Raw genomic sequence first — 18,539 nt, forward strand, 5'->3', positions numbered from 1 at the left:
GCGGGTAGCCGCTTCAATGGGATGAGAGCGGTGGCGACCCTCGCCGCGATGCGCGCAGCCGGAGTCGCCACCGAAGGGTTACCAGGTCAGCACCGCCCCCACCGCAAAGGTGTCGGTGTCTTCGTTCTGGTCGCTGGTGTCGTGGCCGTTGATTGCGAACTGGTTGTACTCGGCCACTAGCTTTAGGTTGTCGTTGACATCATGGAACAACGCAATGCCGCGCGTTTCGTAGTCCGCGCCGCTGCCGACCACGCCATTGCCGTCGTCGTTGGTCTTGCCATAAGACAAGGCCAGTCGGTTCTTGCCCCGTTTGTAGGAGCCCTGCAGCAGATAACCGTCACTGTCGACGTTGCGCAGGGTCGGTTCGCCGGCGTTGTTGGTGAAGAACGGATTGATGCCCTTGGCCTGGAAGCCGGAGCCGGTAAGAGACAGCCCACCCATCTTCGCTTGCACACCGTAGCCGACGCCTTTGGAGGTGACAGACTGGACAGTGGAATCGGTATTGTCCGAAGTCTGGTAGCTGCCGTTGACCCAGCTGTAGATCTTCGCCCCGGCAACGTCAAACTGATAGGTGATCTCGCTCTCGGTGCGCGGGTTCTCCTGATAGGCCTTGCCCAATGGACTGCTGTCGTTGGTGTCCACCGGGTCCATGATCCCCACCGCGACCCGCAAGCCCTCCATCACCGGCGTGCGATAGGTAATCTGCGACGTAGGGAATGGGTACGGATAACCCGTGCCGATGTTGCCGAACGACACCCCGCCACCGTCCACCAGCCCCAGGGAATCGCTGACCTGGCCGTAACCGGCGAGCATTTCATCCAGCAGGATGTTGGAACGGGCGAACAGGCCAAAGTCCTTGCCGATCAACACCTCACCCCACTCAGGATTAGCCACGGTGCCGTAGAACTGCCGCACATCGATGGCGGTGTCGGTGCCATTGGTCTCGCTGTCGTTGATGGTCACCCAGAACGAAGTCCGGGCACCGAGCTTGAGGTCATCGATCTGCTTGCTCATGTTGAAGCCCAGGTAGTTGGGCAAAAAGCCCATTTTCACACGCGCCTGTTTGCGGTCGAACTGGTCGCCGGCACGGTCCACATCGCTGTTCACATAGAAGGCGTTAATGTAGCCATCGGTGGAAAACGTGGTCTGGTCTTTGTCGTACAGCATGATCTCGGCTTCGGCCATCGCGCTCAAACCGAGGGTCGACAGGCTGGCGATGAAAACAAGCAAGAAACGATGCTGGATGTTCTTATTGTTGTGCATGACGCGCTCCGCAGCGGGGGACTGGATGTCGGAGGCGATTATCGAAAGCTGACCGGCGACGTCATACGCTGCCTTGGAGGCGGTTTTGAAGTGCTTTGGAGTGGCAGGTTTAGCGCGGCAAGTTCGGTGTAAGACCGCCCGTCGGCAGGCCCGGAACTTAGGGTGTACGCCTGTGGAACGGACTGGCGTCCGCAAGAACCGGTACTTGCTAGACGCCTGCTCTAAACAGCATGTAAGCGGCCACTACGACACAGATGCTGGCGAAGCCAATCTGCAATCCCCGGGCCGGTACTCGCGCGCAAAGCCTACGGCCAATGATCATGCCAACGATGCTCGCGACGATAAATGCCACGCCCACACCGTCGATTCGCACCCCGGCATGAAAGGCGCCGATCACGCCGATAGCGGAAATAAGGCTGATCACCATCAAGGAGGTGGCGACGATTCCACGCATCTGCACATCGGTCAGCTGCTTGAACGCCGGAACGATCAAGAAGCCACCGCCCACCCCGAGCAACCCGGAGACAACCCCGGTCACTGCGCCCAGTGCGGCAAGGGTCGCGGTGCATTTGGCGGTCCAGGAAAAGCGCCCGGTCTGCTGATCGAGCATGCAGTTCTTCTGGCCCCAGTTGGCGTGGCCGTGGTCGTTTGGACCTTCTTCCTGGCGCTCAAGACGCAGCATCCGCCAGGCCACCATGACCATCAGCAGACTGAACAGAATCATCAGAATTTTTTCCGGCAACTGATGGGCGAAGTAGATGCCGACCGGCGAAAAAATCGCCCCCAGCAATGCGATCAGCATCGCGGCGCGATAGCGCACCAGTCCATGGCGCAAACCATCAATGGCCCCGACAGCCGCGGCACTGCCCACCGCAAACAGAGCGACCGGCGCGGCCTGGGTCATGGTCAAACCCAACCCCAGCACCAAGGCCGGGACCGCAAGAATGCCGCCACCGGCGCCGGTCAATCCCAGGACCAGTCCCATCACCACCCCAAAAAAACTTGCCAACACCATAAAACGCTCGTGATCCGCAGAATAAAGCCGGGAATGCCCGGTATCGATGACAGACAGGATAGAGCCCGAACGGATTTTTTTCTTACTTTGAATAGACCCGGGGCTGGTCAGCGCAGGGAAAATGAATCTACCCTCAACACTTGTTCAGAATGAAACGGCCACCATGCCTGCCTTGATTGAAGCCTTCCTCGACCCTGCCTCGTCGACCTACAGTTACGTGATTTACGAGCACGCCAGGGGTCAGTGCGCGATCATCGACCCGGTGCTGGATTACGACGCCGCCGCCGGGCGAACCACGACCACCCAGGCTGACCGGGTGATCGCCTTCGTGCGCGAACACCACTTGCAGGTGCAATGGTTGCTGGAAACCCATGCCCATGCCGATCACCTGTCCGCTGCGATTTACTTGCGTCGGGAATTGGGTGGAAAGATCGCGATTGGTCAGTCGATCAGCAAGGTTCAAGGGGTGTTCAAAAGCCTATTCAACCTCGAGCCGGAATTTCGTATCGACGGTTCGCAATTCGACCATCTGTTTGCGCCGGACGAATCGTTCATGATCGGCAACCTCAAGGCCACGGCCCTGCATGTTCCCGGGCACACGCCAGCGGATATGGCCTATCTGATCGACAGCGATGTGATTCTGGTGGGCGATACATTGTTCATGCCGGACGTGGGCACCGCTCGTTGTGATTTTCCCGGCGGCAACGCCAACCAGATGTTCGCCTCGATTCGCAAACTGCTGGCCTTTCCTGCCAGTGTGCGACTTTATGTCTGCCACGATTACCCGCCCGAGGGGCGCGAACCTCAGTGCCAGACCACGGTGGGTGAACAGCGCAAAAGCAACATTCACGTGCATGACGGCATTGATGAAGCGACGTTCGTCGCCATGCGCACCCAGCGTGATGCAGGGTTGGGCATGCCAAACCTGTTGCTGCCGGCGATTCAGGTGAATGTGCGGGCGGGGAATTTACCGCCGGCCGAGGACAATGGCGTGGTGTACCTGAAGATTCCGATCAACAAACTCTAAACCAAACACGTAACCCGTAACCCGTAGCAGTGGGTTGCGTTTAGTTGTTGAGGGTCAGGCCGTTGGCGGGTAATGGCAGCGCGGTCTTATAGCGCACCTGCTTGAGCGCAAAGCTCGAACGGATGTTCGCGACCCCGGGCACCTTGGTCAAAAAGTCCATCATGAAGCGCTCAAGCGACTGAATGGTCGGCACCAGCACCCGGATCAAATAGTCCGGGTCGCCGGCCATCAAGTAGCACTCCATCACTTCCGGGCGATCCGAGATCGCCTCTTCAAAATGCTGCAGCGCCTCCTCCACCTGTTTCTCCAGGCTCACATGAATGAACACATTCACGTGCAGCCCCAACAGATCGGCATCCAACAGTGTCACTTGCTCGCGAATCAACCCCAATTCTTCCATCGCCTTGACCCGGTTGAAGCACGGCGTCGGCGACAGATTGACCGAGCGTGCAAGGTCGGCGTTGGTGATGCGGGCGTTCTCCTGAAGGCTGTTCAAAATGCCGATATCGGTACGGTCCAGTTTGCGCATGAGACAAAACCACCTGTTTTTTGTGTTTATGCAGATTTTTTATCCTCAAATGATCCTAAGCGCAACGAAACAGAGAGAAATATTCTTCTTGGCCGGGACTATGATTGTTGTAGGACAAGATTTCTTCCACAGAAGAATGACAGTCAGCTCACTACAAAAAATTCACAAGATCGAGCGTAGAAGCCATGAACCAAGCGTACGAACCGCTGCGTCTGCACGTTCCCGAACCTTCGGGCCGCCCCGGCTGCAAAACCGACTTCTCCTACCTGCGTCTCACCGACGCAGGCACGGCGCGCAAACCCCCAATTGACGTTGAACCCGCCGACACGGCCGACCTGGCCAAGGGCCTGATTCGCGTGCTCGACCACGAGGGCAATGCCCTCGGTCCATGGGCCGAAGGTGTACCGGTCGAGATCCTGCGTAAAGGCATGCGCGCCATGCTCAAGACGCGGATCTTCGACAACCGCATGGTGGTCGCCCAGCGTCAGAAAAAAATGTCGTTCTACATGCAAAGTCTTGGCGAAGAAGCCATCGGCAGCGCCCAGGCCTTGGCCTTGAACATCGACGACATGTGCTTCCCCACTTACCGTCAGCAAAGCATCTTGATGGCGCGTGAAGTGCCGCTGGTGGACCTGATCTGCCAATTGCTGTCCAACGAGCGCGATCCGCTCAAGGGCCGTCAGCTGCCGATCATGTATTCGGTCAAAGACTTCGGCTTCTTCACTATTTCCGGCAACCTCGCCACCCAATTCGTACAAGGCGTGGGCTGGGGCATGGCCTCGGCGATCAAGGGCGACACCAAAATCGCCTCGGCCTGGATCGGCGACGGTGCCACCGCTGAATCCGACTTCCACACCGCCCTCACCTTCGCCCACGTTTACCGTGCGCCGGTGATCCTCAACGTGGTCAACAACCAGTGGGCAATCTCCACTTTCCAGGCGATTGCCGGTGGGGAAGCCACCACGTTTGCCGGACGTGGCGTCGGTTGCGGCATTGCCTCCCTGCGGGTCGATGGCAACGATTTCGTCGCGGTCTACGCCGCCTCTGCCTGGGCTGCTGAACGCGCCCGCCGCAACCTCGGCCCGACCATGATTGAATGGGTCACCTACCGTGCCGGCCCGCACTCAACGTCCGACGATCCGTCAAAATACCGTCCCGCCGACGACTGGAGCTACTTCCCGTTGGGCGACCCGATTGCGCGCCTCAAGCAGCACCTGGTGAAAGTCGGTCAGTGGTCCGAAGAGGAACACGTCGCCGTCAGCGCCGAGCTGGAAGCCGAAGTGATCGCCGCGCAGAAAGAAGCCGAACAGTACGGCACCCTCGCCGGCGGCCAGATTCCAAGCGCCGCGACCATGTTCGAAGACGTCTACAAAGAGATGCCGGAGCACTTGAAGCGCCAGCGTCAAGAGTTGGGGATCTGACATGAACGATCACAACAATAAAATCGAGTTGGAAACCGCCATGACCACCACCACCATGACCATGATCCAGGCCCTGCGCTCGGCCATGGATGTGATGCTTGAGCGCGACGACAACGTCGTGGTGTTCGGCCAGGACGTCGGTTACTTCGGCGGCGTGTTCCGTTGCACCGAAGGCCTGCAATCCAAGTACGGCACCTCCCGTGTGTTCGATGCGCCGATTTCCGAAAGCGGCATCGTCGGCGTCGCAGTGGGCATGGGCGCTTACGGGCTGCGACCAGTGGCCGAGATCCAGTTCGCCGATTACGTTTACCCGGCGTCGGACCAGATCATTTCCGAAGCCGCTCGTCTGCGTTATCGCTCGGCCGGCGAGTTCACCGCGCCGATGACCCTGCGCATGCCTTGCGGCGGCGGCATCTACGGTGGCCAGACCCACAGCCAGAGCATCGAGGCGATGTTCACCCAGGTCTGCGGTTTGCGTACGGTCATGCCATCCAACCCTTACGATGCCAAAGGCTTGTTGATCGCCTCCATCGAAAACGATGACCCGGTGATCTTCCTCGAGCCAAAACGCCTGTACAACGGCCCGTTCGACGGTCACCACGATCGCCCGGTAACCCCGTGGTCGAAACACCCGGCCGCGCAAGTGCCGGACGGTTACTACACCGTGCCGCTGGACGTTGCCGCCATCGCGCGTCCCGGCAAGGACGTGACCATCCTGACTTACGGCACCACGGTTTATGTGTCGCAAGTCGCGGCTGAAGAAACCGGGATCGACGCTGAAGTCATCGACCTGCGCAGCCTGTGGCCCCTGGACCTGGAGACCATCGTCAAGTCAGTGAAGAAAACCGGCCGTTGCGTGATCGTTCACGAAGCGACCCGTACTTGCGGTTTCGGCGCCGAACTCGTCGCCCTGGTGCAAGAGCACTGCTTCCACTACCTGGAAGCGCCTATCGAGCGCGTCACTGGTTGGGACACTCCCTACCCGCACGCACAAGAGTGGGCGTATTTCCCTGGCCCGACCCGAGTGGGCGCGGCTTTGCATCGGGTTATGGAGGTCTAAATGGGCACGCACGTTATTAAAATGCCGGACATTGGTGAAGGCATTGCAGAAGTTGAATTGTCGGTATGGCACGTCAAAGTCGGCGACATGGTCGTCGAAGATCAGGTACTGGCTGATGTCATGACTGACAAGGCGATGGTCGACATTCCGTCACCGGTTCACGGCAAGGTGATCGCGCTGGGCGGTGTGCCGGGCGAAGTCATGGCCGTCGGCAGCATCCTGATCAGCATTGAAGTCGAAGGCGCGGGCAACGTTAAAGAGTCCGCTCAACCGGCAGCCGTTAAAGAAGCGGCGGTTGCGGCGCCAAAAGTTGAAGCCGTTGTGGAAAGCAAACCGGCTGCGGCGCCTCGTCCGGCTGCCGTGTGCCAAGGTCCGATGGTCGCTCGCGAGGCCGATGAGCGCCCGCTGGCCTCCCCGGCCGTGCGCAAACATGCGCTGGACCTCGGTATCCAGTTGCGTCTGGTCCGTGGTACCGGCCCTGCCGGTCGCGTTCTGCACGAAGACCTCGACGCTTATCTGGCCCAGGGTCAGCAGCCGCAATCGACCGTAGCCGCCGCTTACGCCCAGCGTAACGACGAAGAACAAATCCCGGTCATCGGCATGCGTCGCAAGATCGCCCAGCGCATGCAGGACGCCACTCAGCGCGCCGCTCACTTCAGTTATGTCGAAGAAATCGACGTTACCGCCGTGGAAGAACTGCGCGCGCACCTGAACGAAAAACACGGCGCGACCCGTGGCAAGTTGACCTTGCTGCCATTCCTGGTCCGCGCGCTGGTCGTCGCCCTGCGCGATTTCCCGCAGATCAACGCCCGTTACGACGACGAAGCCCAGGTCATCACCCGCCTCGGCGCGGTGCACGTGGGCATCGCCACGCAAGCCGACATCGGTTTGATGGTGCCGGTGGTGCGTCACGCCGAAGCCCGCAGCTTGTGGGACAACGCTCAGGAAATTTCTCGCCTCGCTAGCGCTGCCCGTAATGGCAAGGCCAGTCGCGATGAACTGTCTGGCTCGAGCATCACCCTGACCAGCCTCGGCGCCTTGGGCGGGATTGTCAGCACGCCGGTACTGAATCTGCCGGAAGTGGCGATCGTCGGCGTCAACAAAATCGTCGAACGCCCGATGGTGGTGAAAGGCCAGATCGTGATCCGCAAGATGATGAACCTCTCCAGCTCCTTCGATCACCGCGTGGTCGATGGCATGGACGCGGCGCAATTCATCCAGGCCATTCGCGGCTTGCTCGAACAACCCGCCACGCTGTTTGTGGAATAAGCATTTGTGGAGCAAGGCATGCAAACTCTGAACACCACGCTGCTGATCATCGGCGGCGGCCCTGGCGGTTATGTGACCGCGATTCGTGCCGGTCAGCTGGGCATCTCGACCATTCTGGTGGAAGGCGAATCACTGGGCGGTACGTGCCTGAACATCGGCTGCATTCCGTCGAAGGCGTTGATTCACGTTGCTGAACAGTTCCACCAGACGCAGCACCACAGCCAGCACTCGGCGCTGGGCATCAGCGTGTCGGCGCCGACCCTGGACATCGGCAAAAGCATCGAGTGGAAGGACGGCATCGTTGATCGCCTGACCACCGGCGTTTCGGCGCTGATGAAGAAGCACAAGATCCAGGTCATAAAAGGCTGGGCGAAAGTCATCGACGGCAAGACCGTCGACGTCGGCGACACGCGCATTCAGTGCGAGCACCTGGTGCTGGCCACCGGGTCGAAAAGTGTGAACCTGCCGATGCTGCCTATTGGTGGGCCGATCATCTCCTCCACTGAAGCGTTGGCACCGACGTCCGTGCCGCAACGGTTGATCGTGGTCGGTGGTGGTTACATCGGTCTGGAGCTGGGGATTGCCTATCGCAAGCTCGGCGCCGAGGTCAGCGTGGTTGAGGCTCAGGATCGTATCCTGCCTGCCTACGACGCTGAACTCACGCAGCCGGTGCATGACGAACTGAAAAAACTTGGTGTGACGCTTTACTTGAAACACAGCGTCCAAGGCTTTGATTCTTCTAGCAATAAACTGCAAGTACTTGACCCGAACGGCGAAACCTTGAACCTGGAAACCGATCAGGTACTGGTGGCCGTCGGTCGCAAACCGAACACCCAGGGCTGGAACCTTGACGCGCTGAACCTGGACATGAACGGCTCGGCGATCAAGATCGACAACCGCTGCCAGACCAGCATGCGCAACGTGTATGCCATCGGCGACCTGTGCGGCGAACCGATGCTCGCCCACCGGGCCATGGCTCAGGGAGAAATGGTTGCCGAACTGATCAGCGGTAAATCCCGCGAGTTCAACCCAACTGCGATTGCCGCCGTGTGCTTTACCGACCCGGAACTGGTGGTGGTCGGCAAGACCCCGGACGACGTCAAGGCTGCTGGCCTGGACTGCATCGTGTCGAGTTTCCCGTTCGCGGCCAATGGCCGGGCGATGACCCTGGAGTCCAAAAGCGGCTTCGTGCGGGTCGTGGCGCGGCGTGACAATCATGTGATTGTCGGCTGGCAGGCAGTCGGGGTGGGCGTGTCGGAGTTGTCGACCGCGTTCGGTCAGAGCCTGGAAATGGGCGCCCGGCTGGAAGACATCGCCGGCACCATCCACGCGCATCCGACGCTGGGTGAGGCGGTGCAGGAAGCGGCGTTGCGTGCCCTCGGTCACGCGTTGCACTTGTAAAACCGGACGCATGATCGTTCCCACGCTCCGCGTGGGAATGCCTCAACGGACGCTCCGCGTCCGCTTTAGGGACGCAAAGCGTCTCGGGCTGCATTCCCACGCAGAGCGTGGGAACGATCAACGGAACGCATTCCGGGCTGCGAAATAGCAGCGGAATGAAGTATTGTTGTCCCCATCCAGAAAAACGTCAGAAGCCTTGAACCGTTTCGGCGGTCGTTAAGTGATAGAGGGTGTCATGGGTAACGAAAGCATCAATTGGGACAAGTTGGGTTTTGACTACATCAAGACAGACAAGCGCTATCTGTCGCACTGGCGTAATGGCGAGTGGGACAAAGGCACCCTGACCGAAGACAATGTGCTACACATCAGCGAAGGCTCCACTGCCCTTCACTATGGCCAGCAATGCTTCGAAGGCCTGAAGGCCTATCGTTGCAAGGACGGTTCGATCAATCTGTTCCGCCCGGATCAGAACGCCGCACGCATGCAACGCAGCTGTGCGCGCCTGCTGATGCCGTTCGTGGAAACCGAGCAGTTCATCGAAGCCTGTAAAGAAGTAGTCCGCGCCAACGAGCGTTTCATCCCGCCTTACGGCACCGGCGGCGCGCTGTACCTGCGTCCGTTCGTGATCGGCGTGGGTGACAACATCGGCGTGCGTACCGCGCCCGAGTTCATCTTCTCGATCTTCTGCATCCCGGTCGGCGCCTACTTCAAGGGCGGCCTGACCCCGCACAAGTTCCTGATCTCCAGCTACGACCGCGCCGCCCCACAAGGCACAGGTGCGGCCAAGGTCGGTGGCAACTACGCGGCCAGCCTGATGCCAGGTTCCCAGGCCAAGAAAGCCCTTTTCGCCGACTGCATCTACCTGGACCCGATGACCCACACGAAAATCGAAGAAGTCGGTTCGGCCAACTTCTTCGGGATCACCCACGACAACAAGTTCGTCACCCCGAACTCGCCGTCGGTACTGCCGGGTATTACTCGTCTGTCGTTGATCGAGCTGGCAAAATCGCGTCTGGGCCTGGAAGTGGTCGAAGGTGACGTGTTCATCGACAAGCTGTCCGACTTCAAGGAAGCCGGCGCTTGCGGTACTGCCGCGGTGATCACACCGATCGGCGGCATCAGCTACAACGACAAACTGCACGTGTTCCACAGTGAGACCGAAGTCGGCCCGGTCACCCAGAAGCTCTACAAAGAGCTGACCGGTGTACAGACTGGTGACGTCGAGGCACCAGCGGGTTGGATCGTCAAGGTTTGATCTGACGTCCGCTGCAATGAAGCCCTCCATCGCATTGGCGATGGGGGGCTTTTTTATGAGCCTTGGCTACGTTCGCCCTCTCCCAGTGCAATGCGCTTGCCGCCCCTGCCCTTGATGCCGCTGGCCTGACCGTCCTGTTGCTTGCCGGTCCGTGCCTGAGTGATCAACCCCGGAATCAACGCGCCTTCAGGCAGGTTTTTCCAGAACCGCGCCGGCAAATGCCCCTGCATGACTTTCGGGTTCAACCGCGCCGGATTAAAGATGTGGCTGTAGTAGGTCAACCACATCTCGCCGTGCGGGTCGTCGACATTTCGCGCCAGCTGCTGCCATTCAACCGGGCATTGCCGTTGGTGAAGCAACTGCTCGCCATCGTAGTACACCCCGTCTCGAGGCGTGGCGATCAGCCAACGGTGACGGCCCATTCGGCCGATAAAGTGTTCACTGGCGCTGTACAGGATGTCATGGGCCGGTTCATACCAGGCAACGTATTGCGGACCCTCATTTTCGGGCATCGCGACAAACCGGACGAACGCATGTAAATGATGAGATTCACGTTGTATCTGTTTGATTCGTCTCTGGAATTCACTGCCGAGTTTGTCACCCGCGAGCATTGCCGTACGATCGCCGTGACTAACCCTCCATAGCACCTCGTACAACAGACTCCAACGCTGATTACCTCGATAACGGGCAGCTCGTTCAAGGGTGTCCAACAGCGCTCTGGGAACTCGTGCCTGATACGGCCCCTGCGTTTCGGGCAGTACATCGTCACTGCCGAACAGGTCTGCCACACCTTCACTGGCCCAGCCCACCAAACTGGGATCGACCTCATGACTGAGCAACCAACGCGCCTGCTGACGCCAGGTGTCGAACAGGTCGTCGCAATCCAGATTAATCATCCCCACAACCCCATTTGCTGCGGTTGCGGACGGTCGCGCAGTTGCTGATACAGCAGATGACTGGTGACCTCGGCCTGCTGCGGGTGGTAATCACTGGTGATGAAGAACGGCTTGGCCTTGGCCAGTACGCAGCGCATCCGTGCCAGATCCTCATAACGAATGCGTCGCTGCTGACGCAGTTCCACCAGACGCTCGGTGGTCCGAAGGCCGATGCCGGGAATACGGGCGATTAACGACGCCTCGGCGCGATTGAGATCCAGTGGGAAGACTTCACGATTTTCCAGTGCCCAAGCCAGTTTCGGGTCGATGTCGAGCGCGAGATGTCCCGGCCCCTGGAACAGTTCGCCCGCCGTGAAGCCGTAGCTGCGCAGTAAGAAGTCAGCTTGGTACAGGCGGTGCTCGCGCATCAGCGGCGGCGCGGCCAGCGGCACGCTCTTCGGGCTATTGGGGATCGGACTGAACGCGGAGTAATAGACCCGACGCAAACGGAAGTTGCCGTAGAGCGCTTGGGCACTGTGAAGAATGGTGCTGTCGTCGGTGTCATCGGCGCCAACGATCATCTGCGTGCTCTGCCCGGCCGGGGCGAATTTCGGCGCGCGCGGTTCATTGAGCACCGTTTGCTCGCCGGTGTAGATCGTCTGCATCGCTTGCTTGATCGAGCCCAGGTGTTTTTCCGGGGCCAGTGTTTGCAAACTTGCGTCGGTGGGCAACTCGATGTTGACGCTCAAGCGATCGGCATAACGCCCCGCTTCCTCGATCAGCGCAGGGTCCGCTTCGGGAATGGTCTTGAGGTGGATGTAACCCCGAAACTCGTGGTCTTCGCGCAACAGCTTGGCCACGCGAATCAGCTGCTCCATGGTGTAATCCGCCGACCGAATGATCCCGGAGCTGAGAAACAGCCCGCTGACGCAGTTGCGCCGGTAGAAATCCATGGTCAGCGTCACCACTTCTTCCGGCGTGAAGCGTGCGCGGGGCACGTCGCTGGAGCGTCTATTAACGCAGTATTGACAGTCGTAGAGACAGAAGTTGGTCAGCAGAATCTTCAGCAATGAAACGCAACGTCCGTCCGGTGTGTAGCTGTGGCAGATGCCCATGCCATCGGTCGAACCCAACCCGCTCTTGCCCTCGGAGCTACGCTTCGGCGCGCCGCTACTGGCGCATGAGGCGTCGTACTTGGCGGCGTCGGCGAGAATGCTGAGCTTGTCGATGAGTTCCATGGGGCACGCCTATACTGTGTGGATATACAGTACAGAGTCAGAGCCCCCTGTTCAAGTCAGCATCGAACCCTTTGTCGGGTCACAGCACCAGAGCCGCATCCTGAGCAATCCGGGCAAACAACCATTCCACAAACACCCGCGTCTGCGCCGTCACTTCCGGCGCAACCCCGTAGTAATAACGCGGCAGCAACATGCGCAACTCGGGCAACGGGCAGATCAGGCTTCCGCTCGAGAGGTGGGTGCCCAGCAAAGAGGTCGGGCACAAGGCAATGCCCTCTCCATCCACGGCAGCTTCAAGCACCCGGTGCATGTGATCAAACTGCCGGGTGACCTGAGTGGCTGATTGGGTTTGACCAAAGTGCATGGCCCAATTGTGCCAGTCTTCGCGACGCGCCTTGGCGGTCAATAACGTGTGCCGGCTCAGGGACGTGAGGTCTTCAAGGGCCTGGCGCTCGATCAACGAGGGTGCCGCGACCAGTAACAGTTCGTCTTCGAAGAGGGCTCGCGCTTCAATCGCCGGCGCCCAGTCGTCACGACCACGGCGAATGACGATGTCGAACCCGTCGCGTGCATGATCGGGTGCCTGGGTTTGGGTGATCACCTGCGGATTGATGTCCGGGTGCTGCGCAATGAAATCCTCCAGCCTGGACGTCAGCCAAAGCATGGCAAAGGACGGACGGACATTGATCTTCACGGTTGGCAGCGAGGCATGTTGTTTGAGCGCAGCGGCAGCATTGGCGATCTGCGACAACCCGGCACTGACTTGCTCATAAAAGCGCTGGCCGACCGGGGTCAGCACCGATTGACGGATACGCCGCTCGAACAGCAGCACGCCCAGGTGCTCTTCAAGCAATTTGACGTGCCGGCTGATGGCACTGTGACTGACATGCAGCTCTTCGGCCGCCAGGCTGAAACTCTGATGACGAGCAGCAACAGCGAAGGCGCGAACAGCATTAAGCGGGGGAAGTTGATTAATCATGCGTCTAATTTAGTCACATATGCGGCGCAATTAAAGCGTTTGTCATGCCCTCCTCGTCACGCCAATCTGCCCGCATGCAGCCAGCGCCACCTGACGGAGCAAGACATGAACAACTATGGACTCTTTCTACTTTTCGCCACCCTGACCATTTTGAGCCCGGGACCTGGCGTAGTCCTGACCCTGTCCAACGCTGTGCGTCACGGCTGGACGGGCGCAGTGCCGGGAATTCTGGGGATCGCGTCGGGGGCGTTTGTCGTCGCCGCCATCAGCGCCACCAGTGTCGGCCTGATCCTCAGCACCTCCGCCAACGCCTTCACCGCGTTGAAATACGCAGGGGCCGCCTATTTGTTGTACCTGGGTTACAAAAGCTGGCGCTCGGATCGTTTCAGCACGCTGCTTGAAATGCGCCCCTCAAGCCCGGGTTATCGCTTCCTTGAAGCGGCTTCGATTCAGTTTTTGAACCCCAAAGCGGTGTTTTTCTTTCTGGCGGTGTTCCCGCAATTCATCGACACCTCGGCGCACTTCTCCACACAGTTCTTCAAGCTCGTCGCCTCCTACGGCGTACTGGTGATCCTGGTGCATGGCAGTTATGCCTTGCTCGCCAATGCCGCCAAAGGCTGGTTGTCGAGCCCGAAGGGTTCCTGGCTGGCGGCGAAAGTCTCGGGCGTGACCTTCGCCGGTTTCGGCGTGCTGATGGCCTCGGCCAGTCGCTAAGGCGCAGAACTGGCGATCGCGCGACGCCTGGTTTCGGTGGACGTGGGCTGTGCTGTCGATACCTGAATCGGCAGTTCAACGGCGAACCGGCTGCTGAGTTCCTTGCGCCCTGTCGCCGTCAACGCCAGCGCGCGGCTGTCCAGGTCCTGAGTCACCCATTTGCGCTTGATCGCCATTTGCAACAGCGCCGCCCCCAACGAGCCGCCCAGATGCGGCCGGCGCATGCTCCAGTCCAGGCATGGGCAGGCGAAGCGGCGGCGCAGCGTATTCAGATCCTTGACCTCGATACCCAATCCTTCGAACAACGCCTCACCGCTGGCGCTCAGCTGATAGACCTGTTCATCGGTTTCCAGCAACCACCCCGCTTCGATCATCCGGTCATGCAGCAGCACCGCCAACGTGCCGGCCATGTGGTCGTAGCAGGTGCGGGCAAATTGCAGGCGATCCGGGGTACGCGGGTTGAAGGTCGGCGCGGCGTTCTGGCCGATCACCATCAACGCTTCCAGCGCCTGGGCGACGCGATTGTCCGCCAACCTGTAATAGCGATGGCGGCCCTGAACATGCAATCGCACCAGCGCCAGTTCCTTGAGTTTGGCCAGGTGCGCGCTGGCGGTGGAGGCGCTGACTTCGGCAATCGCCGCCAACTCGGTGCTGGTGCGGGCGTGGCCGTCCATCAGCGAACAGAGGATTTTCGTCCGGGCCGGTTCCGCGATAGCCGCGGCCACTTGAGAGATGCCGATGTCGTGCTGTTCTACGTTCATATTTCGCTCCCGGACGAATCAAGGGCCTTTCGGACTGGAGATAGTAGCAACACTTTTCCGACCTCGAACAAGGCTGCGACCCATGGACCCGATCATCGCTGCGACTCATGCCGACCCTTATCCCTATTACGCGCAACTGCGCGCGGAGGGCGGGCTGGTTTTTCACCAAGGACTGAACGTGTGGGTGGCGAGCAGCGCCCGTGCCGTTGCGGCCGTGCTGGCGCATCCAGACTGTCATGTCCGGCCGGCCCACGAGCCGGTGCCCAAGGCGATTGTTGGCGGCATGGCTGGACGGGTCTTTGGTCAGTTGATGCGGATGAATGAGGGCGAACGGCAACGTTGCCCGAGGTCGGCGATTCAACCAGGATTGGCGTTGATTGATGTTGATGAAGTCAATTCGCTGGTTGGCGCTCGCCTGCTCACACCGGGCGCCGATGGGTTGTACAACGCGATGTTCCGCGGGCCGGTTTGCGTGGTAGCTGCATTGCTCGGGTTTTCCCCTGCGCAGGGCCGCGCCATTGGCGAGCTGAGCGCCGACTTCGTGGCCTGTTTGTCGCCCCTCAGCGACCAGGTGCAATTGGACGCGGCACAGGCTGCTGCCGAACAGTTGAGCGGCTATTTCATTGAACTGCTGGATGACCCGAGCCACCAGAGCGCCCTGCTCACCGGGATCCGCCAGCGCTTCGCGGCAACCTTTGACGACTCTGAAACGTTGACTGCCAACCTGATCGGCCTGTTCTCCCAGACCTATGAAGCCACCGCCGGGCTGATCGGCAATGCGCTGTTGGCGTTGATTCGAAACCCGTCGTTGCGCAGCGAATCGACATGCGTTGAAGACTTGATTGCAGAAGTTCAGCGCTTCGATCCGTCGGTGCAGAACACCCGCCGGTTTGTCGCTGCGCCTTGTGAGATCGATGGTGTAAGCCTCAATTCGGGCGATGTGATTCTGGTGCTGTTGGCTTCGGCTAATCGTGATCCGCAGTTCAATGACCATCCAGACGTATTTCTTCTGTATCGTCCAGACAGGCGCAGTTTCACTTTCGGTGCGGGGCGGCATCAGTGTCCGGGGCAGATTCTGGCCCTGAGCATTGCCAGCGCTACGTTGATTGAAATTCTAGCGATGAAACCTGCTTTGGATCGCCTGACCTGGCACTACAGGCCTTCGCTGAACGGGCGGATTCCGCTCTTTAGCGATTTGCCGTAGATCGTGCCATCGTTCTTGCGGGCAAGTCGGATCGTCTCACGCTCTGCGTGGGAACGATCAAACGAACGGTGGGTGTGCTATCTAGGGAAACAACCTTGTGGAAAAGCCTCACAACCAATATGGACTATCCATACAGTATTGGCGCCACTGCGATGGAAGACGTTTTGATTGATAACAAGGTCTTTGTACTGGGGATTCCTAAGCACGTGGAGATGCTCCAGCACTATTGCCGCCCCCTCTCTGCTTACATAGATGGCGGTTCATTCCGTTTCAGATCCGCGCATAGCAACAAGCTGAGCTATAGCGAGGAGCGCCATTTGTAACAACGGTCAGAGTTTCAGATCAGTCCTACATCTATCAAATGCTCTTTTATGTAGCGTCCACATCGCTTTCAAAAGATGAAACAAGGACGCTCATGGCTCGCCACACAGACATACCTCGGGTCCAAAACCCACCGTCCGGCGACGGGCACCACGTCACCAGCCGCTACATGAACGCCACCGAACTGGCAGAGCGGGACGCCAGGCAAAAAACATATGACGACATGTTGGTCCGACAACAGGCATATGAAGACCGTTTCATCAGGCAACCTCAACAACAGGAACCTCCCGGCTCCAGGGGTTGCGTGTTCGCCAAAAGCTGCAACCTCCCCGACGGCGTAATCAATCACGACAACCCAGCCAGATTTGTCCCTATCGAGAAACTGGCCGATTACGGAAAATTCTCCCTGCTGGGTGGTCGCGAAAAGGATGCAGCGGGAAACATCCCTTTAAAAAAAATCAGTGGTAACGCGTTACCTGCTGCATTGGGAACGCTTCTCTTAGGTGGGGTCGGTGCTGCTGGCACCGGCACAAGTGCGGCTGGTGGTGCAGGCGTAGTAACGGGAGGTGCTGCTGCAGGCGCATTGGTGGGAATGGTTGCACTACTCTGGCCGTCGAATCTGGGGGACAGTTCCCTGTACACCGAAGAACAGCTCAAGTCGATCAAGGAAGGCCGAACACGTGTCCGACTGCATGTAGAACAGCAGGCCGATGGCACCTTGAAGGGATACGGATACAACACCCAGAAGCGCAGCGATTGGGAAATGATTCCTGTAGTGCAGTTCGTAGTTCAAGGCACTCAGCAAGTGGCTGACTTCGGCAATGGGACAACGCTGATATGGACGCCAGCCGTTGACCCGTCCCGCACTTCGGAAATCCCACCGCTGGAAGGTACCCCCCAAGCCCCGCACATCTGGATTTATCCGCCTACCGAACAGGCAGATAACATCATCGTTAACCCGATTTACCCGCCGGAGTACAAGGACTTCATTCTTGTTTTCCCGGCTGATTCCGGTGTGCAGCCGCTGTATGTTGTAATTTCAAGATCTGCTGTCGGCGGTGATATAAAGTACCACCGGCCGCCGATGGCATTACCTGCATTTCCAGATGCCTTTCCTGTTAAATCAAAAAGCAGTGTTCAGGGCGGCGGCGGGAAACGTAGTCGGTGGAAAGACCGAAAAGGGCGAATATATGAATGGGACAGCAAGACAGGCGCGATAGAGATTTACGACAAGCAAGGTAAGCATCTTGGCGAGTTCAACCATGAAACGGGTGAACAGATAGACCCCGCAAAACCCGGCAGAACCACCGAGAAATAAATTAAGAGGTTATTTATGTTTTTATGGATTAGTGGATTTTTAAAAGGTGATGGCGAGGATGACTCCTTAAAATACGAACTTACAGTTCGACCTGAGTTTGAGGACGCGATAATTAGTTGTCTGGGCTGGAAAAGTCTTAATGAAAGCGCGGATGGGGAATGGCTACTGACCGGTGAGCAAGTCCAACAAATCGCCAAAGCTCTCAATGAGCAGTTACCGACTGAATTGGACCTCTTCATAGGGGTGCGGGAGTAGGTACAACTGAGATGGAAGCTGGATTATTTGTGATCAGCTTCCAGCCTGGATTGAACCAATTAATTGTAGCGAGGGCGCTTGCCCCTCTGATTACGCAGCAGTCGTGATTCGGACAAATGCGGTTTGTCTGAAATATCTCGTGCGCCAAAATGCGCCGGCAGCAGACTTGCGCTTGCCGCCCATCTGCATGCCCATGAGACAAGGGCAATATTCTGGGAGTAAAAAAGTGAGCCTTCTCTACCAAGATCCATCAATGAGCCACGATGAAGCGACGAAGCTTCTTGCCAGCGGCGTGGATACGAATGTTATCGCGGGGTTGGTTTCTATCGGTCTGAATGAAGGAAACAGAACCTGGGCTCAGAACACTTGCCTTAAGTTCCTCGCAAGTGAGTCTGAAACGGTTGCAGCATCCGCCGTCACTGCTCTTGGTCATATAGCTCGCAGGCATAGCGAACTGGATCGGGAAACGGTCCTTGCGGCACTCGAAACCGTGAAGAAAAAATTTCCTTCCTTGGAAGGAATTATTGCGGACACGCTTGACGATATTGACGCATTCACCTGACCCGCCGGGAGCTCGAACACAGGGCATTGTGGTGAGGAGCGCTTGCCCCCTCGCCACAAATGATCATTTCAG

The 18,539-nt window shown here is 58.6% G+C and carries 18 protein-coding genes; 11 read left to right on the plus strand and 7 right to left on the minus strand.

What is annotated here, in order from left to right:
* Nucleotides 1-78: 78 nt before the first annotated feature.
* Complete coding sequence (locus tag ACYZTR_RS16005; protein ID WP_461972377.1) at nt 79-1,263, minus strand: porin; 1,185 nt, start codon at nt 1,261-1,263, stop codon at nt 79-81.
* A gap of 208 nt (nt 1,264-1,471) precedes the next feature.
* Nucleotides 1,472-2,278: a sulfite exporter TauE/SafE family protein gene (locus ACYZTR_RS16010; protein WP_461972379.1), complete on the minus strand. Its 807-nt coding sequence runs from the start codon at nt 2,276-2,278 to the stop codon at nt 1,472-1,474.
* Between the two features lie 163 nt (nt 2,279-2,441).
* Here ACYZTR_RS16010 and ACYZTR_RS16015 point away from each other — a divergent pair, with 163 nt between their 5' ends.
* Nucleotides 2,442-3,305, plus strand: a complete 864-nt coding sequence (locus ACYZTR_RS16015) for an MBL fold metallo-hydrolase (RefSeq protein WP_461972381.1) — start codon at nt 2,442-2,444, stop codon at nt 3,303-3,305.
* A 40-nt stretch (nt 3,306-3,345) separates the two neighbouring features.
* Here ACYZTR_RS16015 and bkdR read toward each other — a convergent pair whose 3' ends face one another.
* Nucleotides 3,346-3,834 (minus strand): Bkd operon transcriptional regulator BkdR, encoded by a 489-nt coding sequence (bkdR, locus tag ACYZTR_RS16020; RefSeq protein ID WP_008005367.1) that lies wholly within the window; start codon nt 3,832-3,834, stop codon nt 3,346-3,348.
* 185 nt (nt 3,835-4,019) lie between these two features.
* Between bkdR and ACYZTR_RS16025 the strand changes: the two genes are divergently transcribed.
* The 5 genes from ACYZTR_RS16025 to ACYZTR_RS16045 all read left to right on the plus strand — a co-directional run bounded on the left by ACYZTR_RS16025 (nt 4,020) and on the right by ACYZTR_RS16045 (nt 10,240).
* Nucleotides 4,020-5,255, plus strand: a complete 1,236-nt coding sequence (locus tag ACYZTR_RS16025) for a thiamine pyrophosphate-dependent enzyme (RefSeq protein ID WP_461972383.1) — start codon at nt 4,020-4,022, stop codon at nt 5,253-5,255.
* 1 nt (nt 5,256) lies between these two features.
* On the plus strand, nt 5,257-6,315 hold the full coding sequence (locus tag ACYZTR_RS16030; protein WP_461972385.1) for an alpha-ketoacid dehydrogenase subunit beta: 1,059 nt from the start codon (nt 5,257-5,259) through the stop codon (nt 6,313-6,315).
* Nucleotides 6,316-7,584: a dihydrolipoamide acetyltransferase family protein gene (locus ACYZTR_RS16035; protein WP_461972387.1), complete on the plus strand. Its 1,269-nt coding sequence runs from the start codon at nt 6,316-6,318 to the stop codon at nt 7,582-7,584.
* Between the two features lie 18 nt (nt 7,585-7,602).
* A complete protein-coding gene (lpdA, locus tag ACYZTR_RS16040; protein WP_461972389.1) occupies nt 7,603-8,985 on the plus strand; it encodes a dihydrolipoyl dehydrogenase in 1,383 nt (460 codons plus the stop codon).
* Between the two features lie 235 nt (nt 8,986-9,220).
* Complete coding sequence (locus ACYZTR_RS16045) at nt 9,221-10,240, plus strand: branched-chain amino acid aminotransferase (protein WP_461972391.1); 1,020 nt, start codon at nt 9,221-9,223, stop codon at nt 10,238-10,240.
* A 53-nt stretch (nt 10,241-10,293) separates the two neighbouring features.
* On the opposite strand, the gene ACYZTR_RS16050 is transcribed toward ACYZTR_RS16045, so the two are convergent.
* The 3 genes from ACYZTR_RS16050 to ACYZTR_RS16060 all read right to left on the minus strand — a co-directional run bounded on the left by ACYZTR_RS16050 (nt 10,294) and on the right by ACYZTR_RS16060 (nt 13,332).
* Nucleotides 10,294-11,136 (minus strand): TIGR03915 family putative DNA repair protein, encoded by an 843-nt coding sequence (locus ACYZTR_RS16050; protein ID WP_461972393.1) that lies wholly within the window; start codon nt 11,134-11,136, stop codon nt 10,294-10,296.
* Complete coding sequence (locus tag ACYZTR_RS16055; protein WP_461970790.1) at nt 11,133-12,353, minus strand: putative DNA modification/repair radical SAM protein; 1,221 nt, start codon at nt 12,351-12,353, stop codon at nt 11,133-11,135. Before ACYZTR_RS16055 ends, ACYZTR_RS16050 begins: the two co-directional genes overlap by 4 nt.
* A gap of 79 nt (nt 12,354-12,432) precedes the next feature.
* Nucleotides 12,433-13,332 carry a LysR substrate-binding domain-containing protein gene (locus ACYZTR_RS16060; protein ID WP_461972395.1) on the minus strand — a complete coding sequence of 300 codons (900 nt, stop codon included), beginning with the start codon at nt 13,330-13,332 and terminating at the stop codon, nt 12,433-12,435.
* Nucleotides 13,333-13,437: 105 nt separating this feature from the next.
* Between ACYZTR_RS16060 and ACYZTR_RS16065 the strand changes: the two genes are divergently transcribed.
* Nucleotides 13,438-14,046, plus strand: a complete 609-nt coding sequence (locus ACYZTR_RS16065) for a LysE family translocator (protein ID WP_461972397.1) — start codon at nt 13,438-13,440, stop codon at nt 14,044-14,046.
* Here the strand turns inward: ACYZTR_RS16065 and ACYZTR_RS16070 are convergent.
* Nucleotides 14,043-14,807: an ArsR/SmtB family transcription factor gene (locus ACYZTR_RS16070; RefSeq protein WP_461972399.1), complete on the minus strand. Its 765-nt coding sequence runs from the start codon at nt 14,805-14,807 to the stop codon at nt 14,043-14,045. The two genes, ACYZTR_RS16065 and ACYZTR_RS16070, sit on opposite strands and share 4 nt — an antisense overlap.
* A gap of 82 nt (nt 14,808-14,889) precedes the next feature.
* Between ACYZTR_RS16070 and ACYZTR_RS16075 the strand changes: the two genes are divergently transcribed.
* The 4 genes from ACYZTR_RS16075 (at nt 14,890) to ACYZTR_RS16090 (ending at nt 18,467) form a co-directional block, all read left to right on the plus strand.
* Nucleotides 14,890-16,011, plus strand: a complete 1,122-nt coding sequence (locus ACYZTR_RS16075; protein ID WP_461972401.1) for a cytochrome P450 — start codon at nt 14,890-14,892, stop codon at nt 16,009-16,011.
* Between the two features lie 415 nt (nt 16,012-16,426).
* Nucleotides 16,427-17,650 (plus strand): colicin E3/pyocin S6 family cytotoxin, encoded by a 1,224-nt coding sequence (locus tag ACYZTR_RS16080; RefSeq protein WP_461972403.1) that lies wholly within the window; start codon nt 16,427-16,429, stop codon nt 17,648-17,650.
* A gap of 15 nt (nt 17,651-17,665) precedes the next feature.
* On the plus strand, nt 17,666-17,905 hold the full coding sequence (locus ACYZTR_RS16085) for a pyocin S6 family toxin immunity protein (RefSeq protein ID WP_461972405.1): 240 nt from the start codon (nt 17,666-17,668) through the stop codon (nt 17,903-17,905).
* Nucleotides 17,906-18,131: 226 nt separating this feature from the next.
* On the plus strand, nt 18,132-18,467 hold the full coding sequence (locus ACYZTR_RS16090; protein WP_461972407.1) for a hypothetical protein: 336 nt from the start codon (nt 18,132-18,134) through the stop codon (nt 18,465-18,467).
* The last annotated feature ends 72 nt before the right edge of the window (nt 18,468-18,539 follow it).

This window comes from Pseudomonas sp. Hz4, assembly GCF_054898165.1.